Origin of the sequence: Adlercreutzia sp. DFI.6.23, from assembly GCF_024462535.1 — a bacterium.
In the GTDB taxonomy this organism is placed as follows: domain Bacteria; phylum Actinomycetota; class Coriobacteriia; order Coriobacteriales; family Eggerthellaceae; genus Adlercreutzia; species Adlercreutzia rubneri.
The window spans coordinates 287163-313271 of record NZ_JANGBP010000003.1; the positions used below are offsets into that span (position 1 = coordinate 287163).

A 26109-nucleotide genomic window follows, 5' to 3' on the forward strand; every position below is an offset into this window, starting at 1 on the left:
GATTTCATCCTAAAGAGGAGGTGTGTATGGTTCCATCGATCGGACTTACGGTTGACTTACGAATGTGTTAGGTTGCGCAGGTTTCTACCTGTTTCTACCTGGCCGCCTCTTCTAAGCGCCGAAGAGTTCTTTACGGGTGCGGTCGTGGGGGAAGGTGAGGATGACGCGGGTGCCCGTGCCCTCTTCACTGGCGAGGCCCACGTGCAGGCCCATGGAGGCGCACAAGTTCGCTACCAGGTAAAGGCCCATGCCCGTGGCCGAACCGTGGGCGCGGCCGACCTGACCGGTGAAACCGCGCTCGAAGACGCGGGGCACGTCGGCGGCGGGAATGCCGCAGCCGTTATCGCGCACCTCAAGTACTGTGCGGCCGCGGGAGGTGCCGGGCTCCTCTTCGCGGGCGGTAAACGTAAGCGCGGTGGCGCCGTACTTCGCCGCGTTTACGATCACCTGCCCCAAGATGAACACGAGCCAGGGCTCGTCGGCCAGCACCGTCATGGCATCCGGAATGTCGAAGGCAGGGGTGCAGCCCTTCTCGATGAGGAAGCGGCTGTGTCGCTTGCAGGCCTCTCGGGCGACGGCGGCCAGGTTCACCTCGCGGATGGCGTAATCGCGTTCGACCGAGGTGGATCGCGCGTAGTAGAGGGCCTGATCCACCTGGGCTTCGATGCGCTCCAGCTCGCGGGCCACTTTGGCGGATTCGGGGCCCGGGTTGTTGGCCAGCATGAGCTTGATGGCGGCGATGGGCGTCTTTATCTCGTGGATCCACAGTTCCACGTAACGGCGGTAGGCGGCCTCATTGTCGCGCAGGGCTGCCGTCTCCTCGGCTGAAAGCTGTGCGAGGCGCGAGGCCGTATCGTAGGCGATCTTCCCGTCCAGAAAGGGCGGCTCGGCGATGAGGGAGGGAAGCACGCAGGCTTGGCGCAGCTGCCCGGTAAGGTGGTGCAGTTCGTGGTAGAAAGCGGCCTTGCGGCGGTAGTCCAGAAAGCCGGCGCCCAGCGCGATGAGCGTGAGGACGTCGGCGACGAGCAGCGTGCCCGCCGAGTTCACGCCGAGGGCCGGCAGAATGAGCACGGTGCTTGCAAGGGCCAGCAGAAACGCCGCCAGACCGATGACGTTGTCGCGCACGTAGGTGGCCGGCGTGAAGGGGGCGATGGGCGTATCCGCCTCGCCTGTGCCGTGCCCGCTCATACGGCGTACCCGACGCCGCGGCGGGTAGTGAGGAAGTCCTCCGGCACGCCCAAAGCTCCCAGCGTCTTGCGTAGGCGGTTCACGTTCACCGTCAGCGTGTTGTCGTCGATGAAGGCGTCGGATTCCCACAGGGCGCACATGATCTCGCTGCGGGGCACCACTACGCCGGGGTTACGCATGAGCGTCTGCAGGATGCGCAGCTCGTTGCGTGTGAGCTCGGCAGTGCGTCCTTGGAATTCCACGGTGCCGGCGCCCATGTTCAACGTCACGCCTTTGTGAAGGATCGTCATACCGGCGGCGGGACTCGTGCTGCGCCGCAGTAGCGCCTGCAGATGCGCGAGCAGCACGGCGGGCCGATAGGGCTTGGTCACGTAATCGTCGGCCCCCAGGTTCATAGCCATCACCTCGTCGAACTCGCTTTCCGAAGAGGTGAGCATGAGGATGGGCACCGAGCTTTTGGCCCGGATGTCGCGGCAAATGGAATGCCCGTCGGCGCCGGGCAGCTTCAAATCGAGCACGATGCAGTCGGGCTCGGCAGCGAGGGCACGGGCCGCGGTGTCGCCCCAGGTGCCCTCGTAGGCCGCCACGGCGTAGCCGGAAAGCTCCAGCACGTGGGCCAGCTCCGTGCGCAGGGCGGTATCGTCTTCGATGAGGTAAATGCGCTGGGCCATGGCTGCCTCTCTTTCGGCGATGTTCACAGGTGCCGTCCGCGCAGGGCGTGGCGCTCGGGCGCGAGGTTCGGACGTGGGGCTCGCGCGCAAGGCTCGGGCGCGGTAGCGCGGGCGCGAGGTGCGTGCGCTCAAGCGCGGGCGCGAGGTTCGTGCGCTCAAGCGCGACGGCAAGCATCGCAGCCCATTGTAAGCCCGCGCGCCGTCCCCGCCCCCAGCAACTTCCAACCTTACGCAACCGTAAGTTGGTTACCAGTTTTACTCGGAAGGCGTGCTCGACCGCTCGATAGTAAGCGAATGGGCGGAATTTGCCTGAGATCTTGAGTTATAAGCGTCTGCAGAAGAAAAATGCGGACGAAATTAACGAACAATGTATAAAGAAAGGGTGCGAATGTGTGAGCAGACGCTGATAACTCGTGATTCTGCGCAATTTTAAGGCTGTTCGTCGCCAATGGCGCCTCTTTGCGGCATTGCGACTCCGTCTCGGTCGGCGCGGGGAACGGATCGGGACATTCCCGCGTCATTTCTTCTGCCGCCACGACGCCTACGGCAAGGGCGACCCGGCGTACGTGATCGAGCGCAGGTGCGGGGCCCATCCCGACCTCGCCGTGGGCGACGCCTCCCCGTGGGTGGTGTTGAACGCCTCGGCGTGGGAGGCCTCCGCCGACCCCGGGCTGCGGGATGTGCTACGATACCTCCGGACCGGGGAGGCCGAAGGGCCCCTGTCGTCGGAGATCGACGCCCTGGTCGGCGTGTTCAACGAGGACAGGGAGTGGGTGGACCGCGTGCTTACCTACGAGCAGGAGACCGAGATGCGCTGCCGCCGGGCGCGCGAGGAGGGCCGTGAGGAAGGCCGAGAGGAAGGTCGCGAGGAAGGCCGAGAGGAAGGTCGCGAGGAAGGCCGAGAGGAAGGTCGCGAGGAGGGCCGGGAGGAAGGCGAGGCCCGGCTTGGCGCCCTCGTCGGCGCTCTGCTGGCCGACGGCCGCTCCGAAGACGTGGCCGCGGCGGTGGAGGACAAGGTGCGCCGCGAGGAGCTCTACGCCGAGCTCGGAATATGAGGCCAGCGCGCTTGTACCGTGCGTATTACGCCTGAAGGCGATGCGCTGGCCGAGAAGCGCTGCGCTGGCCGAGAAGCGCTGCGCCGCGCAGTCCGAGGTGGCCGATCGCATTCTGTCGACCCTGACGCCCGAGGAGATCGAGTCGTTGAACGTTCTCACGGAGAAGATCATCCACCAGTGCAAGGACATGGGCGCCCGCGGTGAGCGCAAGCATGGTCGCCACTATCGTCATGGCAAGGGCCGCGGCTGCCGCAAGTAGCGTTCGGCATGTCCCCGATGCCTTTTCAGATAATGGCCTCCCAGGGGCCATTATTTTTCTCAAAGATTATTCTTGATATAGAATAACGCATCGCTATAATAGATTTCGACAGAGCGGGAGATACGAACCCCCCCTCTCTCCTCTTCTCTCCTCCGCACGCGCCTATCCCCCTCGGGCGCCAAGGACACTCATTTGCGAGCCCGGGATCCCCCTCCCCGGGCTCGCAACACGTCGGGGGCCGGTCGCTTCGGAGGAAGGGCGGCCCCTCGGCTCTCTGCTGCTCTCCATCAAGGCACACCGGCACGTTGGCGCATGCGCTTTTCTTCCTTAAGAATCCCTGAGGTTTCGTTGCGAAGGCGAAAAGTGGGGTAGTATGGTCGAGAAAACGTGGCGGCCTTTACGGGGCCGCCTGCACGTGGCGACTTCCAGAGGCGCCAGACCGGGGAGTCGCCTGGATAGGGAAGGATTCGGCTATGCGAGAAATGCCCGCCAATCAGTTGAACCCGCGCATCAAGAGCGTTTGGCGCATCAACGATGCCATTTGGATCGCGGTCTCGTTCCTGTGCTGCTTTCTGCCCTTCGCTATCATAGCGCTGGTGGCACCGGAAGAAGCGTGGGCTGGCGTGGTGGCTCTAATCGTGGCCATTGTGTTCGCGGCGCTGCTTGTGCTGTGCGTGGTGGTGCTGCCGCCCATTCGCTATGCTCGTTGGCGCTACGAGCTTACGCCGGATTACCTGGATATTGCTCGCGGCATCTTCTGGCGCAAGCGCTTCGTCATTCCGTTCATCCGCGTACAGAACACTGACACGCGCCAAGGACCCATCCTGCGCGCCTTCGGGCTGTCCAGCGTCACCGTGGCCACAGCCGCCGGCGAACACGAGATTCCCGGCCTCGGCATCGAAGAGGCCGACGTGCTGCGCGACCGTGCCGCCGAGCTGGCGCGTCTGGCCCGAGAGGACGTCTAAATGAGCGCGCCGAACGTGCCCCCGCAGGCGCCCGCGCCCATGCCGAACCCGCCGGCCCCGGCGCCCGCGCCGATGCCCCCTGCGGCGGCTGCCCCATCGACTGAGCTGCCGCGCCACCATGTGCACCACAGTTACATCTGGCTCGAAAGCGTGCGCACGATCTTCATCATTGCCGTATGCGTTGTGGTGGCGAACTTCTCCACCATCATTGGGCTCGTTGCCGAAGAGGGCATGGGCGCCGAGGCCGGGTTCATCATGGCGGTGGCCGGCATCGGCACGCTGGTGGTCATCCTTCTTACGTTTGGCATCGTCGCCGGGCTGCGCGTCGTTGGCTACAAGCATCTGTACTTCACCGTCGGCCCCGACGAATTCACGCTGTGCTCCGGCATCTTCAACAAGAAGCAGGTGCACGTGCCCTACCAGCGCGTGCAGTCCGTGGACCAGCGGGCGACGCTCCTTCAGCGATTGTTCGGCGTGTGTACGGTTTCCATCGACACGGCCGGAGGCGCGGCGAACAAGGCCGTCGTGGTGCCCTACGTCACCAAGGCCCAGGCCGAGTGGCTGCGCGCCGAGCTCTACAACCGCAAGAACGCTCTGGCCGCTCAGGCTGCCGTTGCGTCGGGCATGGCGGGTGCGGCGAGTGCGACCGCGACGGGTATGGCGGGTGCGGGCGACCCGATTCCGCAGTCGGTGGAGGCCGGCATTGCGGCTATGGCTCAGGGGGCGGCGACCTTTGCCGGCAACGTGCCGAGCCCGGCCGCCGCGGGCAACGTGCTCGATGTGGGCGCCGAGGCATGGAACCAAGTGGGCGGCGTGTTCGCTGGTCCTGCTCAGGATACCGGCCGCGTTACCTACGAGTACGGTCTCACTAACAAGGAGCTGTTCCTCGCGGGTCTTTCCAACACCACATCGGTGGGGCTCATCTTCGCCGGTCTGGTTGTCGGCGTGCTGCAAATCGTCGGTTTCATCTTCGACGTGATGGGGGATGCGGCTGATGGTGCCGTGGAAAGCGCCCTAGTTTTTGCCGACTCCCAGGCTTCGGCCTACCTGATCGGGGCCGTTTCGGCGGGGGTCATCGTGCTGGTGCTCGTGCTGTGGGTGCTCTCGGCGGTGGGTTCCTGCATTGGGTACGGCGGCTTCAAGGCGCGCCGCCGCAACAACCGCATCGAGGTGGAATACGGCTTGCTGCAGCACACCTTCCAAGGCATCGACATCGACCGCGTGCAGTCCGTGGTGGTGAAGCAGAGCTTTATCCGGCGTTTGCTCGGCTACTGCGAGCTGTCCCTCGGCAAGATTGACGCCGGCGTCAGCGAAGATAGCAGCAGCCAGAAAAACACCCTGGCCAATCAGGGGATCGTCATTCATCCCTTCGTGAAGATGAACCGCGTGCCGGAGATTCTTGCCGGGCTTGTGCCGGAGTTCGCCGACCTGCCCCGGGAGGCGAAGCCCGTGGCGAAGGTGGCCCTGCGTCGGGCGCTCATTCGTCGCGGTATCATCCAGGGCGGCGGCTTCTGGCTCGCGGTGGTAGCGACGCTGTGCCTGGCGGGGCTTACCTGGATGGGCGCGACGGGGACGGCCGAGCTGCTCGAGCTTGACTCCGATGATTTGTTCCTCCTGAGCATTGGGTGGAACGTGGTCATCGTGTGCGGCTATGGGCTGGCGGCCATCCTGCTTGTCGTCGACCTCGTTGGGGCCGTGCTGTGGGCCCGGGAGTCCAGCTTCGCCTACAACCACCGCTTCATGCAGGTGAGCAACGGCGGCCTTTCTCGAGAAACAGTGAGTTTCCCGCGCCAGAAAATCCAGTTCGGCTGCACGAAGAGCAACCCGTTGCAGCGTCGTGCGGGCACCGACACGCTGCTCGCCACGACGGCGGCTGGTTCCGGCGGCACCACGACGACGCTCATCGACGCCTCCCATGCCGACGCCATGGCCTGGCTCGACTGGCTGAAGCCCGGCGGCAACCAGTAATCCCGGAAAATATGGTAAAGTACCGCCCATGAGTAAAACAGACGACACTGCAAATTCGAAGCCGGCCTTCCTCGATTTTCTGCGCCCTAAACGCGAAAGCGTTACCGAGGACGAGATCAAGGACATGGTGGCCGAGAATATCGAGCTTCTCGAAGACGAGAAGCGCATGATCAACGACATCCTCGATTTGGCCGACATGACGGTGCGCGAGATCATGAAGCCGCGCGTCGACATGATCATGGCCGAGGACACCGAACCGGCCCGCGCGGCCCTCGACCGCATGCGCGGCACGGGCTATTCCCGCCTGCCGGTCTATCACGAGGAAGTGGACGAGGTCATAGGCCTCGTGTCCTACAAAGACCTCATCGGCCCTCTGCTGGACGGCCGCATTGAAGACCCGGTGGCCGAGTTCATGTACGAGCCGCTTTACGTGCCCGAGACGAAAAACGTGCTGAAGCTGCTGTCGGAGCTGCAAGAGGCCCGCATGCAGATGGCCATCGTCGTGGACGAATACGGCGGCACCGACGGCCTCATCACCATGGAGGACATCATCGAGGAGATCGTCGGCGAGATTGCCGACGAGACCGACAACGATCGCGACCTCATTGTGCTTGTCGAACCAAACCAGTGGCGCGTCGACGGCCGCTTTCCCGTGGAGGATGCCGTGGAACTCGGCTGGCCCGTGGAAGAATCCGACGACTACGAAACGCTTGCGGGCTGGATTATCCACGAGCTGGACTCCGTGCCCCGGGTGGGCGACGAGCTGCTGGTCGACGGCTACGCCTTCAAGGTGGTGAAGATGCGCCGCTCGCGCATTTCCATCGTGCAGGTGAAGAAGTTGCCATCGGCAAGTTGTGAAGAGTCGGTAACGACTGCCTGACAGCGCTCACAGTCGCACCCGCGAGACCTGCGGGAACCCAGAAAGTGCGTTTTGTCAAGCGAACAAAGCGTGGATGTCGGCTACCGCCTCGGCACGGTTTCAGCCAACTAGGGTAAAATATCCGCGACACAAAACAGCATAGCAATCTTTACTGCAGCAATCCCACACCCTAATCCAGCACGCTGCGCCGCTTGAGCGGTTTAGTTTCGTGCTGTCGAGAAAGGGAATGAGTGGTCACAAGGCGCAAACAGAGTCATCGCAAAACCGTCGTGCTGGCGATGGTTGCGCTCTGCGTGCTGCCGATGCTGGCCGTGGGCTTCCTTGATGCTGGCTGGGCGTCCGCCGGTTCTCACGACATGGGGGCGACCACCTTCGGTCTCGCCCGTCAGTCCGCTGAGAATCCCAGCGCTTCCGATGTTTCCCCCGACACCGTGCAAGACAAATCCGATGCGGACGTTCTCGCCGTGGAAGACGTCGCCGAGGAGGCAGCGCTGAAGACCGCCTCATCCCGCGACGTGAGCGCTGGCGTGCAGGAGATCGCCGACGAAGAAGAGGCCGCGCGCCTAGCCGCCGAGGAGGCCGCACGCGTCGCCGAGCAGGAGGCCATCGATCGGGCCGACGCCACGCGCTCCCGCTACTATGCTACTTTCGGCAGCCTGCCGGCCGGCGATGTGGATTTCTCCATCGGTCGCGAGGCGTTCATCGAAGAATGGTCCGCGCGCATCAACGATTACCTGTTCGGCAGCCCCCTGTCTGGTCATGGCGAGACCTTCGCCGAGGCGGCCTGGGAGGCGGGCATCGACCCGCGCTGGTCTCCGGCCATTTCCAACACCGAGTCCACCAAGGGCCGCGTTTGCTTCAAGTCCCACAACGCTTGGGGCTGGGATCAGACCAACTGGTCCGATTGGGATACGGCCATCCGCGCCCACGTGGCCGGTCTGGCCCGGGGCTACGGCTTCACCATCAGCTACTCCTACGCCATGCGCTACTGCCCCCCGAACTACGACAACTGGTATCGGGATACGCTGAATCAGATGCAATTGATCTAAATTAGTGAGAAAATGCCGCAAGGCATTTTCTTTTGTAGGAGGACGAGCAACCTATGAGCAACGTGATTGTGGTCGGGTGCGGGCGCGTGGGGTCGCAGCTGGCCAATATGCTCTCGGATAACGGCAACAACGTCTGCTGCATCGACAAGAACGCCGATGCCTTCGCGAACCTCGGCCGTAACTTCAACGGCAGCACCGTGCAGGGCGTGGGCTTCGACGAGGACGTGCTCATCCGTGCTGGCGTGGAAGAGTGCGATGTGCTGGCCGCCGTCACCCAGCTGGACAACACGAACCTCATGTGCGCGGAGGTGGCCAACCATCTGTTCGGCGTGCCCCATGTCATCTCGCGCCTGTACAATCCCGACCACGAGCGCGCCTATATGCAGCTGGGCATCGACTACGTCTGTGGCACGTCGCTGGTGGCCGAAGATGTGTTCTCGAAGATTGTGTCAGGCCACGGCTCCCACATCGACACGTTCGGTGAATTCGAGGTACTCCGGTTCACGCTGGATCTTTCCAGCCGCGACAACGCCAAAACGATCCGCGTCTCGGAACTCGAGCGCGATCACGAGGTGCGTATTATCGCCTTCGAACGTGCCGACGGCTCCGCGTCCTCCATCCCGACGCCCGATTCGCTGCTGTACGCCGGCGACTCCATTCTCGCCTGCGTGCGCCACGACGTCATCGCGCAATTCTCGCGCTACATTCTGGATTAGGTGATACCCATGTACATCGTTATCGCTGGCGGCGGCAAAATCGGGTCGTATCTGGCTGGCATCATGTTGAAGAGCGGCAACGAGGTGGCGGTCATCGAGCAAAGGCTCGCCACGGCCGATCGCCTCTCCGTGCAGCTGACAGGCCCGTACCTCGTCATTCACGGCGACGGCTGCGACTCGCGCTACCAGGAGGACGCGGGCATCCGCCAGGCCGATGTGTTCGTGGCCACCACGGGCCAGGACGATTCGAATCTCGTATCCTGCGAAATCGCCCAGCGCGTGTTCCGCGTGCCCCGCTGCATCGCTCGCGTGAACAATCCGAAAAACGAGCGCATCTTCCGCGAGGTGGGCATCGAATGCGTGTCCTCTACGACGCTCATTGCGAACCTCATCGAGGAGGAAGCGCTTTTGGGCTCGGTATCCGTCGTGTCGTCGCTGACTCACGGCAACGTGGCCTTAGCCGAGGTGATGGTGCCGCGCATGCGCCACTTCTCCAACGAGGACGGCGTGCTCATCAGCGAGGTGCTGCTGCCGGACAACGCCATCATCGCGGCCGTGGCTAGCGGAGGCGACGTGGAAGTGGCCAACGACGAGACGGTGCTGCATCCGGGAGATAAGGCCATCGTGGTGGCGGACGAGGACGTGCTGGACGACGTGCGGCTGGCGTTTCGGGGGCTCTAGTGGTTGTGGAAAGGGCCGGTTGCATGTCGCTTGGGGCGGAATCAGGGGGTACCTTGATTCGCGGCTGCGAGTCCACTGGGGAGGAGCTACGGGGTATTCCAATTCGCTCAGACAGTCCTCGCTCGGCGGAACAGCCCACTGGACTGTTCCGTTCGCTGCGGAACTCGCTCGGTTGGAACACCCCGTATCTCCTCTTCGCCGCCATCTTGCTGATAGTTTGCCTCCTGCCCTTTTGCATGCCCGGAAAAGCTCTGGCGGCGGATTATCGGTGCTCGGAGGTGGACTTGCTGGCGTCGGTGGAGACTGACGGGTCGGTGCACATGACCGATCAGCGCATCTTCGATCTCACGGAGGGGGAAAGTGCGCCGGAGCGGTTGAAGTGGCTCTACGATGGGTTCATCGAAGGGGCTGAGGTTACTATCGAACGGGTGCGCATGGCGCCGGTGGATGGCGATGGTGCGCTTGCCGGGGAGTGGACGGAGCTTCCCGAGACGACGTTCCTTTTGCCCTGGCGCGGCGGCGGAGGGCCCGAGCACGACGCGTGGGCCTACGACAAGTTCCAGCATACGCTCTACGCTTTCGTGGATGCCATGCCCGAGCGCGTCATGTTCGAGGTGGTCTACCGCGTGGAAGACGCCATCGAGGCCTTTGACGACGCGGCTGACTTCCAATGGCTTTATGTTCCCCAGGACTACGATGTGGCTTTGGCCGATGTGCGGGCAGAAGTGGTGCTGCCTGTAGCGGCCGACGACTCCGTGAAGGTCATGGAAAATGTTTATGCGTGGGGTCACGGCCCTGCCGATGGCGAGGTGGATATTCGCTCCGATGGTACGGTGATCTTCACGGATCCTGCGGTCGAGCCCACGATGTACGCCAAAGCGCGGGTGATGTTCCCCGTCGAGTGGCTGACGAACCTGAGCGAGGAGGCGCGCCTGGCGAATCAGGGCACCCTGCAGTACTACTGGACGAGCCGTTACGAGGAAACGTGGGTCGATACGGATACGTCTCAGGAGGTTATTCGTCTTGGGCTGGCTTTGGGGCTGCTGGGCTTGTCTGCGGCGTTGCTGCTGGCGGCGCTCATCGTTTGGTGGCGCTGGGGCCGAGAGCGGCCGCCGGCGTTTCGCGACGATTATTGGATGAACCCGCCTGCCGACGCCATGGCGCCAGCCGTGCTCGGTCGTCTGTGGCGCTGGAACCACGAGAGCCCCGACGACATAGTAGCTACGGTGCTCGATATGGTGCGTCGCGGTGTTCTTGAAGTGCGAGACGATGAGCTGGTCATACCTGCTGCGGGAGAGGAGTCGGCGAAGAGGATCGAGGGTGAGTCGTCTGTCGCCCTTGCTGCGCCTCGGGCTGCTGATGCCAATGCGCCCGATGCGCCCGATGCGGCCGTCGCGGCCAACGCAGAGCAGGCCGCTCTCGATGCGGCCACGCTGCGGCTGCTGCGCATGGTCGCCACGGGTGGTCGGACGCTCAGCCGCGCCAAGCTTTCCGTTTTGGCTCACGAACATCCGCGCGATCTTTTGGAGGCCAGTGCTGCTTGGCAGCGCCGCCTCACCGCTTTGGTTGAGCCCTACGGCTTCTTCGATACAGCCTCCCGTCGCGCTCAGCATATCGTTTTGGGGGCAGCGATTTTCCTGGCGGTTGTCGCGGTAGCGGCCATCATTTGGGTCAGCTGGCGTGCTGGCGTGCTCGCCCTGGCCACGGCGGCGGCCATGGGGGTGCTCGGCAACTACACCATGCGGCGCTCCCCCGAGGGCAACGACATCGCCGCCCATGCCAAGGCCCTGCGCAACTGGATGCGCGATGGCGGCTGGTCGCTCGAGGGCGATAAGCTCGCTCCCGACGAGCGCGCGGCGCTCATTCCGTACGCTTATCTGTTCGGCGCGCTTAAATCCCTCGGGTTCGGTGCTTCCGCTGACGCGGGAGACGCCGATGCCGGAGATGCCGCTACGGCGGTTCGGGAGAAGGCCCCGATGGCTGCCCCCGCTGCCCCTGCCGCTGCCCCTGCCGCCCCTGTCGATGAAGCGGCGTTCCTCGCCGCCCTAGCTCCAGTGTTTTCCCAATCCTTAGACGAAGCGTTACGTGCCGCCCATAAGCGCGCTGAAGTATCATAGGGGCGAAGCTGCCCATCCGTTTCGGCGACCATAGCCCGGCCGTCGGCACCTTCTACGAGAAAGGCCCTAATATGAAAGAGAAGTCCTTCGAACCCGGTCGCGACAATATCGTGCTCATCGGCATGCCCGGTGCGGGCAAATCGACCCTCGGCATCGTGCTGGCGAAGATTCTCTGCATGGACTTCGTCGACGCCGACCTGCTCATCCAGCAGTCCTGCGACAAATCGCTCCAGCGCCTCATCGACACCTTGGGCCCCGACGCCTTCCTCGAGATTGAGAACCAGGTGCTCTCCGAGATGTCCTTCGATCATTCCGTCATCGCCACGGGCGGCTCGGCCATCTACAGCGAGCCGGCTATGGACCACCTGTCGGACATCGGCCGCGTGGTGTATCTGAAGATCAGTTTCGACGAGTTGAAGCAGCGTTTGGCCGACTTCTCCGAGCGCGGTGTGGTCATGCGCGATGGCATCGGCATGAGCCTGCGCGACCTTTACGACGAGCGCTTGCCGCTCTATGAGAAGTACGCCGACATTACCGTGGATGTGAACGATCTGTCCATCACCGCCGCCGCCCGCAAGGTCGCCGCTGCGCTGAAGTAGCGGCTCGGCTTCGCATCGACGGGAAACCGGCGGAAAACAGCGCCACTTTTTCGCGGGGCGTTCAAAATACCCTGATAATATCGCCTAACTTTAGCCCGCTGTAGGGTAGAATACAGGCATGTCTTGCGTCGGAAAGAGGCCGGCGCGTATATCCGAGGCCGTTTTCCTGCGACGAATCCCTGGTTTGGGCGTGCCTATTGCGCTCTGTTGGATTCGACCGCAGAAAGGCGAGCCCGTTTGGAAGGCGATCCAGGTTGCAGGGCCTGGCGCGCTTTCGGAAAGGAAGCATCTATGGCCGATTTGAACGAGATGCTCGTCGCTTGGACTGGTGAGATCGACTCCTTTATGTACACCTACATTCTGGTGATCTTGCTGGTGTTCGTGGGCATCTACTACACCATCCGCACCAAGGCGGTGCAAATTCGCTACATCAAGGACATGTTCACTCAGCTGACGGAGAAAAAGCATGTCCAGGGCGAGAAATCCATCTCATCCTTCCAGGCCCTCATGGTGTCCACTGCCTCGCGCGTGGGCACGGGCAACATCGCCGGCATCGCCACGGCCGTGGCCACGGGCGGTCCGGGCGCCATCTTCTGGATGTGGCTCATGGCGCTTATCGGCGCGGCTTCGGCCTTCATCGAGTCCACGCTCGCGCAGATCTACAAGATTCGCGGCAAGGAGGGCGAGTTCCGGGGAGGTCCGGCCTACTACATCCAGCAGGGCCTCGGGAAGCGCTGGCTCGGCATCATCTTCGCTTGGGCGCTCATCCTGTGCTTCGCTTTTGGCTTCAACGGCCTGCAGGCCTTCAACATGACCTCGGCGCTCGAGTACTACATCCCCGACTACGCCACCAACGGCACGGCGGTCGGTGTGGGCATCGTGCTCATCGTGTTCACCGCTTTCGTCATTTTCGGCGGCGCGAAGCGCATCTCCATCATCACCTCCATCATCGTGCCCATCATGGCCATCGCCTACATTCTTATTGCACTGTGGACCACGATCACCAACATTGGCGAGCTGCCGGCCGTGTTTGCCACCATCTTCCAGTCGGCCTTCAACTTCCAGTCCATCGCCGGTGGCTTTGCCGGTTCGGTGGTCATGCTCGGCATCAAGCGCGGCCTGTTCTCCAATGAGGCCGGCATGGGCTCGGCCCCGAACGCCGCCGCCACCGCCAGCGTGTCGCATCCGGTGAAGCAGGGCCTCGTGCAGAGCCTGTCCGTGTACATCGATACGCTGCTCATCTGCACCTGCTCGGCTATGATGGTCATGGTGTTCTGGGTGCAGGATCCCGAGGCTGCCATGGCGCTCAACGGCATGCCGCTCGTGCAGATGGCCGTGAACAACGCCGTCGGCGAGGTGGGCATCCACTTCATCACCTTCGCGATCTTCGCCTTCGCGTTCTCCAGCCTCATCGGCAACTACTTCTACGCCGAGACGAACTTCCGCTACATCTTCAAGAACACCAAGTGGGGCATGCTCGTCTTCCGCATCCTGTGCCTGGCTGCCATCTTCTACGGTTGCGTGAACAGCTTCGATCTGGCGTGGAACCTGGCCGACATCTTCATGGGCTTCATGGCCATCATCAACCTTGTGGCCATTCTGCTGCTCGGCAAGTGGGCCTTGGCCGCGCTGGATGACTACACCCGTCAGCGCAAGGAGGGCAAGGATCCGGTGTTCATCGCTGCCAGCGTGCCCGGCATGCCCGCCTGCGAGTGCTGGACCACTGCGGATCTGCCGAACTTCGGCGACAATCCGGTGGAGGAGTACATCGAGGAAGCCGCATCGCTCGACTCGGAGGGCTTGAGGTAGAGGCTTTTACCCGTAGGGGCGGTGCTTGCGCCGCCCTGCAATCGATACCTTGCGCCCTAGTGCTATACTTTCCCGGAACAAAACGGCGGCCCAGGCGGCCGCATTAGGGGAGGGCGTAACAGCTATGATCGATATTCCAAGTCCGGCTGTGGCCGTCGTGGGGCGGCACAACTCCGGCAAAACGACGCTCATCGAGCGGCTCATCGCCGAGCTGGTGGGCCGCGGGCTCGACGTGGGTTCCATCAAACACCATTCCCATCGCGGGTTCGATATCGATATTCCCGGCAAGGACTCCTACCGCCACAGGGCCGCCGGCGCCTCCGAAACGGTTATTGCGGCCCCGGGGCAGGTGGCGCGCATCAAGACCGTGGAAGACGAGGTGGAGTGCAGCGAGCTGGTGCGCTCGATGCCGAATCACGACATCATTGTGGTGGAGGGCTACCGCAAAAGCGGGTTGCCCACCATCGAGATCATGCGCTCGGGCAACGAGGCCGACTGCCGTGCGGCTCGCCTGTTCGTGAAGGCGGCCCGGGAGGGCCTGCCTTTGACGACGGACTTCACGCAGCTGGGGCGCGCGGTCGACCGCGCGGGCAACGCGGCTGGGCGCGACGGCGCGGGCGAAGTACCGGGTTTGGGCGAGATGCCGGGCGCGTCCGACTACTCGGCTGCCGCCGATGCTGCGGCCAAGATGCCTTCCACCAACACGGTGGCTGTGGTGACCGACATTCCCGAGGCCGAGGAGGCTGCGGCGCTCTATGGCATTCCCGCCATCGGTCTTGAAGATGTGGCCGCTTTGGCCGACTTCCTTTCCGAGCACTACGTGCGGCCGCGCGTCACGGTGGTCATCCAGGCCGGTGGCGAGTCGCGGCGCATGGGGCAATCCAAGGCGACGGTGCCCTTCGCGGGGCGCCCCCTCATCTGCCGTCTCGTCGAGCGTCTGTCGCCCGTGGCCGACGAGCTTATCATCACCACCAACGAGGCCGACAAGCTGGGCTTTCTCCATGATATGTACCCCGATCTGACCATCAGGCTCGTGGGCGACGCCTATGCAGAACGAGGCGCTTTGCCCGGACTCTATACCGCGCTTGCTGCTGCCGAGAACCCGTACGTGGCCGTTGTGGCCTGCGACATGGTGTTCGCGAGCGCGCGTTTGGTGGTGGCCGAGGCGCTTGCCATGCACGAAAGCGGAGCCGACGTGGTGGCTCCCTCCAACAAGCACGGCTTCGAGCCGCTGCATGCCATGTACCGCAAAGAGGGCTGCCTCGGCGCTGTTCACGCTCGCACCGAGCGGGGCGAGAAGCGTGTGCAGAGCTTCTTCGACGACCCGGCCGTCACGGTGCTGCCCTTTAACCAGGACCGCGTCCTGGAGGTCGAGCCCCGCGGTGGCTGCTTCATCAACGCCAACACGCCCGAAGAGCTGGCTCGCATCGAGCAGTCCTACCTCGGCGAATAGCAGAAAGGGGTTCGCGCCATGCCGAACTTGAACGATATCATGGAGATGATGGACGCCCTGGAGACGAAGGCCATCATCACGATCCCCACGTTCTGCGTCGCTGTGCGCAACCGCCACTCCTCCTGCCGCAAATGCGTCGACGCGTGTTTGGCCGACGCCATCACCATCGAGAAGAACGAGCTGAATATCGACGCCGGGGCGTGTGTGGCCTGCGGCGCCTGCGTGGCCGTGTGCCCCACCTCTGCCCTGGTTCCCATGGACCCGATGCCCGACGATTTGGCCGCCGCCATTGCCGAGACCACTAACGCCGCCGACGGTCTCACAGTCATCGCCTGCGCTCGCAAAGCGGCCCGCAACGTGGGCGACCCCGACAAGTACGCGGTGGTGCCCTGCCTTGCTCGCATGGAGGAAGAGCTGCTGGTGGAACTGGTGGCCCGCGGCATTCCGGAGATCTGCCTGGTGGACGGCGACTGCCGCACCTGCAAGTACCGGGGCGCGGTGCCCGCCATCGACGATACCGTGGAATCGACCCGCACCCTCATCGAGGCCATGGGGTCGGACGCGCAGATCACGCGCACCTCGGAGTTCCCGGCTTCGGTGCAGGTGGAGGACATGCGAAAGGCCGTCGGCGCCGCCCGGCGCGAGTTCTTCACTTCCTCGGGCCACTACGCCAAGGACGTGGCAAAGTCGGCGGCCGAGAAGGTCGTGAACGACAAGCTGACGCAGCTTCATTTGCAGAAGCAGGAGCAGTCGCTGCGGGAGAAGCTGGGCGTGAAGAACGGTGCGGGCAAGATGCCCACCATCGAGGCCGAGCGCAACATCGCCATTCTGGATGCCATGAGCCGCATCGGCGATCCGGACGAGCCGGCCGTCGACGAGATGTTCACGCGCATCTTCGGCGACATCGCCATCGATGTCGAGAAATGCTCCGGCTGCGGTATGTGCGTCATGTTCTGTCCCACCGACGCGCTGCGCAAGGCGGTGGATCGGCACCCGGACGAGGGTAAGGCGTACTTGGAGTTCCAGGTTTCCGACTGCGTCCAGTGCAATTTGTGCGCCGACGCCTGTCTGAAGAAGTGTATCGAGATCGTGCCTGTCGTCTCCATGGAGGAGCTGTTCGATTTCGAGCCGCGCCTCGTGGAGATCTCCGCCGCTAAGAAGGGCAACAAGCTGTTCAACCGGAACAAGTAGGTTCCTTGGGCGAACCTGTGGCTTTCGCCCCTTTTTATTGCATTGGTCTGTGCTATACTAGCCAACGCTCTAGTGCTTTAGCACAGTAAAGAAGTAAAGTGGGGAAGACGAGAGACTTCCCTGGCGTACCTTTTTAGGGAGGACCGAATGAAGAAACTGACGAAGATCGCCGCTGCGGCTGCGGCTCTGTGCCTGGGGGCCGCGCTTCTGGCCGGCTGCTCGGGCTCGAACGATGCGGCAAGCAACGCGGCTGACAACGGCGCTGCCGCTAACCCCGATGCCACGACGCTCATCGTGGGCCTGGACAACGCTTACCCGCCCTATGGCTTCATCGGCGACGATGGCAACCTGACCGGCTTCGACATTGATCTGGCCACCGAGGTGGCCGCGCGCAATGGTTGGAATCTCGAGCTTGAAGCCATCGACTGGGATGCTAAGGACGCGCTGCTGAACCAGGGTACCATCAACTGCATCTGGAACGGCTTTACCATGGAGGGCCGTGAGGCCGACTACGCGTTCTCGAAGCCCTACATGCACAACGAGCAGGTCGTTGTCGTGAAGAAGGACTCGGGAATCAACTCTCTGGATGATCTGGCCGACAAGAACGTTATGACCCAGGTCGATTCCGCCGCCCTTGACGTGCTGGAGGGCGACCAGAAGGATCTGGCCGACACCTTCGCCGGCGGCAAGGCCCAGACCATCGGCGACTACAACAACGCTTTCATGCAGCTGGAGTCCGGTGCGGTGGATGCCGTGGCCTGCGACCTGTCCATCGCCGACTACCAGATGGCTGCCAAGCCCGACATGTTCGTGAAGCTTGAGCCGCTGTCCACCGAGAACTACGCCGTGGGCTTCGCCAAGGACGGCGATACGGCCATGATCGATGCGGTGAACAAGACGCTGAAGGAGATGTACGACGACGGCACCATCGCCAAGCTGTGCGAGAAGTGGGGCGAGTACGGTATCTCCATCGACAACTGGGTGCTGGTAGATTAATTAACAACCTCGCTGACTTCCTTGGGCGCATCCCGGAGTCAGGGAGAATTTAATTAAAAGGGAGGGCGAGGCTCTTGGGGGCCTTGCCCTTCTTGTGGGTTTAAGAGCGACGACGAGAGGACGTGGAGATGGAATTCTCGGTCATGATGGGGATTCTCATGGAAGGTTTCGCTCTGACGGCGGAGATCTTCCTCATCACGCTGGTGGGCTCGCTGCCTTTGGGCGTGGTGGTCGCTCTGGCGCGTATGAGCAAGTTCAAGCCGCTGGCGTGGCTGGCGCAGCTTTACATCTCCATCCTGCGCGGCACGCCGCTTATGTTGCAGCTCATGGCCATCATGTTCGGCCCCTACTACATCTTCGGCCTGAACATGGGCAGCGATTGGAAGTTCTGGGCCTGCGCTATCGGCTTCATCCTGAATTACGCCGCCTACTTCGCCGAAATCTACCGTTCGGGCATCCAGTCTATTCCGCGCGGCCAGTACGAGGCGGCCGAGGTGTTGGGCTACACCAAAGTCCAGACCTTCATGAAGATTGTGCTTCCCCAGGTCATCAAGCGTATTTTGCCGGCCATGGGCAACGAGGTCATCACGTTGGTGAAAGACACGTCGCTCGCCTTCGTGCTTGGCATCATGGAGATGTTCTCCGCTGCGAAGGCCTTGGCCGCCAGCGAGGTGTCCATGGTTCCCTACGCCATCGCGGCTCTCATCTACTGGGTGTTCTGCCTGCTCATCGAATTCATCCTGAACCGTGTCGAGAAGCGTCTCGATTATTACCACGACTAGGAGGCGTTTCATGGAAAGCAAAGCGGTCGTAAGCCTCACCAACGGCAAGAAGGCGTTCGGGGACAACGAGGTTCTGAAGGATATTTCGCTGACGGTGAATGCCGGCGATGTGCTGGCCATCATCGGGCCCTCGGGCGGCGGCAAGTCGACGCTTCTGCGTTGCATGACGCTGTTGGAGACGCTCGACTCGGGTGATTTGTCCTACGGCGATCTCACGGTGTGCACCAACGATGCCGCGGGGCGCGCTGTGTACGGGGGCAAGGACGTCATCGCCGCCGCAAAGACCCGTTTCGGGCTCGTGTTCCAGAATTTCAACCTGTTCCCGCACTACACCGTGCTGCAGAACGTCACCGATGCGCTCATCTGCGTGCAGAAGATGCCGAAGGACGAGGCGCTCGCTCGCGGCCGCGAGCTTCTGGCTCGCATGGGGCTGGCGGACAAGGAGTCGATGGTGCCGTGCGACTTGTCTGGCGGTCAGCAGCAGCGTGTGGCCATCGCCCGGGCCATGGCCATGAACCCGGACGTGCTGTTCTTCGACGAGCCCACGAGCGCGTTGGATCCGGAGTTGACCCGCGAGGTGCTGAAGGTCATCCGCGATCTGGCGGCCGAGCACATGACCATGGTCATCGTCACCCACGAGATGGGCTTTGCCCGCGATGTGGCCGACCACCTCATCTTTATGGACGGTGGCGTCATCGTGGAGCAGGGCCCGGCCAGCGAGGTCATCAACAATCCCCAGCACGATCGCACCCGCGCATTCCTGGCGAATTACGATCGCGACTAGGCGCTCGCTTGCGTTCTCGCATCGCCTCGAGGACGCCTTGAAGGCGACTCGAAAGCGGCTCGGCGGCGGTCGGCGCGGGGTGCGGTGGCCCATGCACGGTCGGCGTGCGTCGTTGCATCTCCGCAGTGGTTGGCGCGCGTACACCGATTGGTGTATCTCTGTGACGCAAGCGTGACGATGGGTTGCCATAACGGTTGAGAAGTTCTAGAGCGTGCTAAGGTTTGGCGCACATAAGGACAACCTTACGCGAAGGAGCCTTCCATGACCGACACCAATAGCACCCCCACGCCTCCAGGCGACTCTGCCTCGGGCGGCCACACCCTCGCATCGCAGCAGCCGGTACCGCTGCAGCCGACTCAGCCTGCGCCCTACAGCGCCCAGGGCACTCAGCCCTACGGCGGTCAGCAGGCTTATGCGGGCCACGCAGGCTACGGAGCCCAGCAGCCCTACGGCTACGGAGCCCAGCAGGCGCCCGGCTCCGCGCAGCATTCCGCCAGCCAGCCTTATGGCCAGCAAACTTACGAGGCCGAGCCCGTGTCGATGCATGCCCAGCACGCGGCTCCCAAGGGCAACGGCGGCAAGACCTTCCTCATCGCCTTCGCCGGCGCGCTCGTGGCCTGTGTACTCGCCTTCGGCGTGTGGGGCATTACGAGTGCGATGATTCCGGGCAGTTCTGGCTCGGGTACTTCAACGGTCGTCACCGACCCCTCCACCGGCGAGACGACGGTCATCGCGCCCAGCGAGGATCCGACGCTGGCCGAGGCCGTGTCCGCGAAGTGCTTGCCCTCTGTGGCCGCCATCACGGTGTACGCCGAGGCTTCCCAGAATGACGCGATGAGCCAGTACTTCGGCTACCAGTACGGTGGCCAGGGCGACGGGTCGGGCGATCTGGTGGCCTATTCCCAGGGATCTGGCGTCGTGCTGACCGAGGATGGCTACATCATCACCAACAACCATGTGGTGGAAGGCGGCAGCGCCTACGAGGTCATGGTCGCCGGAGAGACCTACGAGGCCGATCTCGTGGGCACCGATCCCTCCTCCGACGTGGCCGTGCTGAAGGCCAAGGACGCCAGCGGTCTTACGGTTATGGAGCTTGGCGACTCCGACAACCTGACCATCGGCGAGTGGGTTATGACGTTGGGCAGCCCCTTCGGCTTGGAGCAGTCGGTGGCCACGGGCATCGTATCTGCCACGAGCCGCTCCCAGATTATGGACGCCCAGGAATCGATGCAGTCCGGCGGCACGGGGGAGATTACCATTTACCCGAACATGATCCAGACCGACGCGGCCATCAACCCCGGCAATTCCGGCGGCGCGCTGGTGGATGACGAGGGCAAGCTCATCGGCATCAACACGCTGATCACCTCGTACTCCGGCAACTACTCCGGTGTCGGGTTTGCCATTCCCGTGAACTACGCCATCAACTTGGCCCAGCAGATCATCGCCGGTGAGACGCCGACCCATGCTCAGCTCGGCGTGAGCCTCTCCACGGTGAGCGCGGCGACGGCATCCCGCTACGGCCTGCCCGTCGACGCCGGCGCCTACGTGGCCGCCGTCACCCCCGACTCCGGTGCGGCTGCGGCGGGCATCGTGCCTGGCGACATCGTCACTGCCTTCGATGGACAGGCGGTTGAGTCGGCTTCCGACCTCATGCTGGACGTGCGCACCAAGAACCCCGGCGACACCGTCACCCTCACGGTGAACAGCGGTGGTCAGGAGAAAGAGGTGCAGGTGACCCTGGGCGACGACTCCGCTAGCCAAAAGGCCAAGCAGGAGCAGCAGAGCCAGGAGCAGTCGATGAACGGCTACAGCCTGGAAGACCTCTTCGGCCGCCAGCGCTAAACGGCGCGACGCGCGGGCGTGTGCCGCTCACTGCGTCCACGTCACAGCTCGATCAATCTCGGCCCCTCCTCGGAGGGGCCATTTTAATGGCTAATAATCCTGGCGCACCATGGGAAATATAGCGCCATCTGCTAAGATGCGCCGCAAATCATGTCATATTCGGCATTCGAGGTCTTGCGTCTGCCGCATACTAACTGCACTATCCCATGATGCGCAGAGGAGCGTGCAGTGAGGTTCGGCCCTAACGTAGTGGAGCACGCTCCCTTTTCCATCCCCATGATCGGCAACACCGCGACTGGCTACTCCATCGGGCTCACGCCGGAGGGCGCCGCCGTGTGCCATCGCATGTTTTCCGAGGACGTGACCGAAGCAGAGGTCGCCGCAGTGCATGCGGATTTGCCCGCCCATTTGCGCCGTGGCGGCTTTGTCGTGGAAGATGTGGAGGCCGACGACGTAACATTGGGGAAAGGCGTGGAAGGCGTCGAACGTGCGGAAGGCGTCGGGGCTGGGAATGCCGCTGCGGCTGCATCCGCGCCGTCCGCGTCCGCTGTGCCCGCGCCGCTGCAGTCGGCGTACCTGCACGTCACCCATCATTGTAACTTGAACTGCATCGGCTGCTACTCGGCGGTGGACGCCCGCAATGCGCGGTGCGATCTTACGCTGGACGAGCTGCGGGGCATCATTGACGCCCTGGCCGATGCAGGCTGCCGGCATGTGGTTATTTCCGGCGGTGAGCCCTTTCTGCGCGACGATTTGCCCGCCATTGTCGCTTACGTGCGCGAGCGCGGCATCGCTTCGGTGGACGTGCTTACCAACGGCACGGCCGTCACGCCGGAGAAGCTCGCCGCCATCGCGCCCTACGTGGGCCGCGTCTCGGTGTCCTTCGACGGTCCCAACGCCGAGGCGGCGCCGGTCATCCGCCGCGAGCCTTTGTTCGAGCGTCTCGTGGCAGCGGTTGAGATGATCCGCGAGGCGGGCATTGCGCCGCACATCATTCCGACGGCCCATGCGGGCAACATCGACGCTTTGGGCGAGTACGTGGCTTTGGCCGACTCGCTGGGGGCCACCATGAACTTCAGCCTGCTGTCCGCACCCGTGGAAAGCGACGAGTTGGCAGCGGTTCTTCCTGACGATGCGGCGCTCGAGCGTTTGGCGCAGGCAACGCTGGCCCTGTCGCGCGACGGGGTGCCCGTGTTGTCCGACACGCCGGTGAGCACGCGCTTGACGACGACGTGCGGCTGCGGGGCGGGATGCGCCATGGTAAGCGTATCGGCCGATGGCGAGGTGTTTCCCTGCCACATGATGCACGACGAGGCCTTCAGCCTGGGGTCGCTTGTGGAAGACCCCAGCTGCTTGAGCGCGCGCCATGCTCCTGCCCCGCGCGTGGACGAGCTGGCCGCCTGCGCCGACTGCGACATCCGCTACCTCTGCGGCGGCGGTTGCCGCGCTCGCGCCTATTTCGCCACGGGCGACGTCGAGGCCCGCGATCCCTATTGTGCCCTCATGCGGACGTTCTACCGTCTGCTTTTTGAGGCCATGTTAGGTCGCAACCAAAGAAAGGAGGAGGAATCATGCTGTTCTATAGCGATGCAGAGCCGCTGAGCATCTGTGCGGTGATTGGTCCCGACCACACCCATTGTGTTCAGATCGGGTTTTAGCTGTACATGGATCTGTGCAATCCGGCGTTGGCCTTTTGCGTCGGATTGCGCTTGACTGCGAAAGGAGGTCTGAGAAGTGACGAAGAGCAATACTTTAGAGCAATCGCTTAAACACGCCTCGCATGTATGTCGAGTGATCAATGTGATGCTGACGGTATTGCTAATAGGCGCTGGTCTCATTTGGTTAACGGCATTGGTCATGTCTTTCGCTCAGCTTGGCGCGGCAGGATTCGATGGCATGTCGCTTGTTGCGTATATAGTGCTTTATGGAGTCCTTGTACTTGGCGTTTTGGCAATGCTGAAGCTTATCTTCAAGGATGCAGTCAATAGCGAAACGCCATTTACAGAAAAGCAGGCAGATCGCCTCAGATTCATTGCGTTCCTTGCGCTCATGTTTGCACTTCTCGAATTTGCATTTACCCTCGGGGTGACATTCGAGGTAGTTCCACGCATAGGCTACGATGTGATAGTAAATAGAGGGTCAACTGAGCCTGTTATAAGTATTAATGTTGGAGTACTCGTCTTTTCTGCTATTATGTACTCACTTTCGGCAATATTTCGATATGCTGCGCTGCTCCAGCAACTCAGCGACGAAACCGTGTAAGGGAGCTGATATGCCTATTATTCCTCGTCTCGACCGAGTGATGGCGGATCGTAAGATGTCTGTCAACGAACTCTCTCAGCGCATCGACATCTCGCCGGTGAACATTTCGCGCATGCGCCGCGGCCACATCAAGGCCGTGCGTTTCTCCACCATGGAGCGCATTTGCGAAGTGCTCCAGTGCCAGCCGGGCGACCTGTTTGAGTACGTTTCCCCCGAGCCGGGCACCGATGAGGCCGTCGAGCTGGATGCCATCATCAACCGCCCCATCGAGGAGCCGGCCCGCAAGCCCATCGGCGCCGTCTCCCGCATCCCTGTGAACGTGGCCAACTAGTCTTTGCCACAACCCGCACCTCACAGGACGCCTCACCGGGCGTCCTTTTTCATGCCCGCGAAACACCCCCGAAAAGTGCTCCCCGAGAGCTGCACCCCCGAGAAACACATTTTCAGGAAACGCGCCTGTGCTCCGACGCCCCTTTTTGCAGCATCGAGGAGGTTCCGTAGAGGCAGAAGGATCGACCTCGTCAGATGAAGGACGTCTTTCTGGCAAGTTTTCCAAGCTTTTCGACATGGCCTGTTTGCAGTGGATCAACTGATGACATTCAAGCTGTCTAGATCTCGCCGAAGATTGCTGGGAACGTCATCGGGAGCAACACGGCGGGCACGATTCGGGCCGGCGAGCGTCTCGACAGGACTGTCGATCTTGTGCTGAAGAGGAAGGACATCTGGGACGAGATCCAGATGTCCCAGGCGACGAGGAAGGCTCGGGATCTGTCGAGAGCGGACACAGTGAAGACGACCGTGGGGAAGAGGAATGGGTCGGCAGCCGATGCTTTCAAGAAGGAATACGGGAAAGACTCGGTGCCTGCTGGTTACGATGTCGATCATGTAATAGATCTTCAGCTGGGAAGCGCCGACCATGTGAGCAACATGCGCCCCCTCGACGCCAGCGTCAACCGGAGCATGGGAGCTCAGATACGCTATCCGATAAAGGATCTTCCAGAAGGCACCAAATCGGCAACGTGATATTCGAGTGAAAGGAAGCGAGATGTTCGACTTGTTCAAGAGGAGGAAGGGCCGCGGGGCCCGGCGGAGGGCGACCCCCTCGATGTTCGCGGAGTTTCTGGAGTACTTCGGGGAGGCCCCGGTCCTCGAGGACGGGGCGGCCGATCCCTACGACGCGTTCATCGACGGCCTGGGCGGCCGGTCGTTCGGCGATGGAGTGTTCAGGGTGTTCGAGCGCAGTGATCTCGAGGGATGGCATCGGGTGGTGTCCGGATGCTTCACGAAGCTTCGCAGTGAGTTTAATCTGATCGGATACGATTGGATGGGGCGGTGCTTTGCGGTTGATCAACGGGACGGCGATGGGAAGGAGCTCGTGGTTCTCCTGGAAATCGCAACTCTCGATATGTACTATATCGGGAAAGACGTGGCAGTCTTCCTGAACGAGGTTATGCCGAATCAGAGCGAGGCGTGTCTTGGGGTCGGGAGGTATCGGGAGTGGCTGGAGGGGCATGCGCCCGTGGGACGCATGGAATGCGGCGGCTACAGGATCCCTCTCTTCCTCGGCGGGGAGGACTCCCTGGAGAACATGGAGGTCTCCGACATGGAGGTGTACTGGGATATGACTGACCAGCTGTGGGAGGCCGTGAAGGACCTGCCCGAGGGCACCAAGATAGGCAACATCAGCTTCGAGTAGGGCGAGTCCCCCCCCCAAACCGGAATGAGGCCTTTGAACGGCGATCTGAGCGAGGTGCTCGATGATTTGGGTCTCCGCTACTTCGAGGGAAATGCCAATTCGCTTCGTGCGGGGCAGGTCTTTATGAAAGCCGGCGCTTGAACCTCACGCTGCTGACGTTGTGCGCGATGGTCAAGTACCCATGGGGCGTTCGCGAGGCCGTCTTTATCTCCGCATCCTGTTCGCCAAGGATGGTAGAGGAAGGCGACGGGGGAAGGGCATGGCCGCGGTCGAGATCGTCCCCTGCGTGAGGCTCGGTTCCATTGTCTTCGGCGAGAAATCATATGAAATGGATGCGAATGCGGAGCTGTCGGAAGGCCCTATTGTGACGAAAGGTCGATAGCCGAGGTCGGCGAGGGGCGGGCGGGGACTCCGATGCGACTCTGCTGCGGCACAAGTGCGGTCGGCGCGGGGAACTGACCGGGGCATTCCCGCGTCATTTCTGCGGTCGCTCTGTCGTAGGCTTGGGGAATCGTGATGTCCGATGAGAGGATTCCGCCATGCCGAAGAGATTTCTGAAGTTCTCCGATCGATGGATGTTCAACCGCGTGCTATGCGAAAAGGAGGTGTGCCGCAAGGTCCTGCGCGCCGCGCTGGGGATAGAGGTGGGCGAGATAACCTACCTGAACGCCGAGCAGGCGAAGGAGCCGGCGGCGGCGAGCCGCGGCGTCCGCATGGACGTGTTCGCGCGGGAGGGAAGCCGCGTGTTCGACATCGAGATGCAGGTCTCCCCCGAGGACCGGATAGGGCGCCGGATGCGCTACTACCAGGCGGCGATCGACGCGACGGAGCTGGGCCCCGGGGAAGATTACGGGCTGCTCCCGGAGAGCTTCGTCGTGTTCTTCTGCGCGACCGACCCCTTCAGGGCGGGCGAGGCCGTCTACTCGATCGAGCGGGTCTGCTTGGATGCCCCGGAGCTGGTCGCGGGGGACGACTCGCACTGGCGCGTGTTCAATGCGTCGGCCGCCGAGGATGTCGCCTGTTAGCGCTACCGCAAAATCAGCCGAACGCGCCACTCTATCCCGCCGGCGGCGCCCCCGGTTCCCGGCCGGGGGCGCTACCGCACTTTGGCCGCCCGCGCTACCTCGGGCCGCCGCCCAGGGCGCG

25 protein-coding genes are annotated in these 26109 nt (G+C 62.7%); 23 read left to right on the forward strand and 2 right to left on the reverse strand.

The features are described 5' to 3' along the window. Positions 1-111 precede the first annotated feature (111 nt). Positions 112-1188 carry a HAMP domain-containing sensor histidine kinase gene (locus NE591_RS04365; protein ID WP_173111459.1) on the reverse strand — a complete coding sequence of 359 codons (1077 nt, stop codon included), beginning with the start codon at positions 1186-1188 and terminating at the stop codon, positions 112-114. Then, positions 1185-1859, reverse strand: coding sequence for a response regulator transcription factor (locus NE591_RS04370; protein ID WP_173111462.1), 675 nt, complete (start codon positions 1857-1859; stop codon positions 1185-1187). The genes NE591_RS04365 and NE591_RS04370 overlap by 4 nt, the downstream gene beginning before the upstream one ends. 566 nt (positions 1860-2425) lie before the next feature. Here NE591_RS04370 and NE591_RS04375 point away from each other — a divergent pair. The 23 genes from NE591_RS04375 (at position 2426) to NE591_RS04485 (ending at position 25988) form a co-directional block, all read left to right on the forward strand. Continuing rightward, positions 2426-2914, forward strand: coding sequence for a hypothetical protein (locus NE591_RS04375; protein ID WP_256156358.1), 489 nt, complete (start codon positions 2426-2428; stop codon positions 2912-2914). Positions 2915-2954: 40 nt separating this feature from the next. Next, complete coding sequence (locus NE591_RS04380; RefSeq protein ID WP_173111465.1) at positions 2955-3173, forward strand: hypothetical protein; 219 nt, start codon at positions 2955-2957, stop codon at positions 3171-3173. Positions 3174-3646: 473 nt separating this feature from the next. Next, positions 3647-4138: a PH domain-containing protein gene (locus NE591_RS04385; protein ID WP_173111469.1), complete on the forward strand. Its 492-nt coding sequence runs from the start codon at positions 3647-3649 to the stop codon at positions 4136-4138. Then, the gene (locus NE591_RS04390) at positions 4139-6106 is read left to right on the forward strand and encodes a PH domain-containing protein (RefSeq protein WP_173111472.1); all 1968 of its coding nucleotides are present in this window, start codon (positions 4139-4141) and stop codon (positions 6104-6106) included. 28 nt (positions 6107-6134) lie between these two features. Next, positions 6135-6986: a hemolysin family protein gene (locus NE591_RS04395; protein WP_114538626.1), complete on the forward strand. Its 852-nt coding sequence runs from the start codon at positions 6135-6137 to the stop codon at positions 6984-6986. Between the two features lie 230 nt (positions 6987-7216). Further along, the gene (locus NE591_RS04400; RefSeq protein ID WP_147272651.1) at positions 7217-8035 is read left to right on the forward strand and encodes a CMP-2-keto-3-deoxyoctulosonic acid synthetase; all 819 of its coding nucleotides are present in this window, start codon (positions 7217-7219) and stop codon (positions 8033-8035) included. A 53-nt stretch (positions 8036-8088) separates the two neighbouring features. Beyond that, positions 8089-8751, forward strand: a complete 663-nt coding sequence (locus tag NE591_RS04405) for a TrkA family potassium uptake protein (protein WP_114538628.1) — start codon at positions 8089-8091, stop codon at positions 8749-8751. A gap of 9 nt (positions 8752-8760) precedes the next feature. Continuing rightward, positions 8761-9432 carry a TrkA family potassium uptake protein gene (locus NE591_RS04410; protein ID WP_173111475.1) on the forward strand — a complete coding sequence of 224 codons (672 nt, stop codon included), beginning with the start codon at positions 8761-8763 and terminating at the stop codon, positions 9430-9432. Positions 9433-9710: 278 nt separating this feature from the next. Further along, on the forward strand, positions 9711-11549 hold the full coding sequence (locus tag NE591_RS04415; RefSeq protein ID WP_173111478.1) for a DUF2207 domain-containing protein: 1839 nt from the start codon (positions 9711-9713) through the stop codon (positions 11547-11549). 71 nt (positions 11550-11620) lie between these two features. After that, the gene (locus NE591_RS04420; RefSeq protein WP_173111481.1) at positions 11621-12148 is read left to right on the forward strand and encodes a shikimate kinase; all 528 of its coding nucleotides are present in this window, start codon (positions 11621-11623) and stop codon (positions 12146-12148) included. Between the two features lie 291 nt (positions 12149-12439). Further along, a complete protein-coding gene (locus NE591_RS04425) occupies positions 12440-13957 on the forward strand; it encodes a sodium:alanine symporter family protein (RefSeq protein ID WP_114548238.1) in 1518 nt (505 codons plus the stop codon). Between the two features lie 124 nt (positions 13958-14081). Next, positions 14082-15410 carry a molybdopterin-guanine dinucleotide biosynthesis protein B gene (gene mobB, locus NE591_RS04430; RefSeq protein ID WP_157012162.1) on the forward strand — a complete coding sequence of 443 codons (1329 nt, stop codon included), beginning with the start codon at positions 14082-14084 and terminating at the stop codon, positions 15408-15410. An 18-nt stretch (positions 15411-15428) separates the two neighbouring features. Continuing rightward, a complete protein-coding gene (locus tag NE591_RS04435) occupies positions 15429-16601 on the forward strand; it encodes a 4Fe-4S binding protein (RefSeq protein WP_256156360.1) in 1173 nt (390 codons plus the stop codon). Between the two features lie 147 nt (positions 16602-16748). After that, positions 16749-17597 (forward strand): amino acid ABC transporter substrate-binding protein, encoded by an 849-nt coding sequence (locus tag NE591_RS04440; protein ID WP_114538635.1) that lies wholly within the window; start codon positions 16749-16751, stop codon positions 17595-17597. A gap of 128 nt (positions 17598-17725) precedes the next feature. Further along, a complete protein-coding gene (locus NE591_RS04445) occupies positions 17726-18379 on the forward strand; it encodes an amino acid ABC transporter permease (RefSeq protein WP_256156362.1) in 654 nt (217 codons plus the stop codon). Between the two features lie 10 nt (positions 18380-18389). Next, positions 18390-19163: an amino acid ABC transporter ATP-binding protein gene (locus tag NE591_RS04450; RefSeq protein WP_256156363.1), complete on the forward strand. Its 774-nt coding sequence runs from the start codon at positions 18390-18392 to the stop codon at positions 19161-19163. 261 nt (positions 19164-19424) lie between these two features. Then, a complete protein-coding gene (locus tag NE591_RS04455) occupies positions 19425-21005 on the forward strand; it encodes a S1C family serine protease (protein ID WP_256156364.1) in 1581 nt (526 codons plus the stop codon). 228 nt (positions 21006-21233) lie between these two features. After that, positions 21234-22607 carry a radical SAM/SPASM domain-containing protein gene (locus NE591_RS04460; protein WP_256156365.1) on the forward strand — a complete coding sequence of 458 codons (1374 nt, stop codon included), beginning with the start codon at positions 21234-21236 and terminating at the stop codon, positions 22605-22607. A gap of 132 nt (positions 22608-22739) precedes the next feature. Beyond that, positions 22740-23267 carry a DUF2975 domain-containing protein gene (locus tag NE591_RS04465; protein WP_114538640.1) on the forward strand — a complete coding sequence of 176 codons (528 nt, stop codon included), beginning with the start codon at positions 22740-22742 and terminating at the stop codon, positions 23265-23267. A gap of 10 nt (positions 23268-23277) precedes the next feature. Beyond that, positions 23278-23598: a helix-turn-helix transcriptional regulator gene (locus tag NE591_RS15960; RefSeq protein WP_114548232.1), complete on the forward strand. Its 321-nt coding sequence runs from the start codon at positions 23278-23280 to the stop codon at positions 23596-23598. Positions 23599-23969: 371 nt separating this feature from the next. Continuing rightward, positions 23970-24290, forward strand: coding sequence for an HNH endonuclease signature motif containing protein (locus NE591_RS04475; RefSeq protein ID WP_114538642.1), 321 nt, complete (start codon positions 23970-23972; stop codon positions 24288-24290). 22 nt (positions 24291-24312) lie between these two features. Continuing rightward, a complete protein-coding gene (locus NE591_RS04480; protein ID WP_114538643.1) occupies positions 24313-24963 on the forward strand; it encodes a T6SS immunity protein Tdi1 domain-containing protein in 651 nt (216 codons plus the stop codon). Positions 24964-25502: 539 nt separating this feature from the next. Then, the gene (locus NE591_RS04485) at positions 25503-25988 is read left to right on the forward strand and encodes an Rpn family recombination-promoting nuclease/putative transposase (RefSeq protein ID WP_173111503.1); all 486 of its coding nucleotides are present in this window, start codon (positions 25503-25505) and stop codon (positions 25986-25988) included. The last annotated feature ends 121 nt before the right edge of the window (positions 25989-26109 follow it).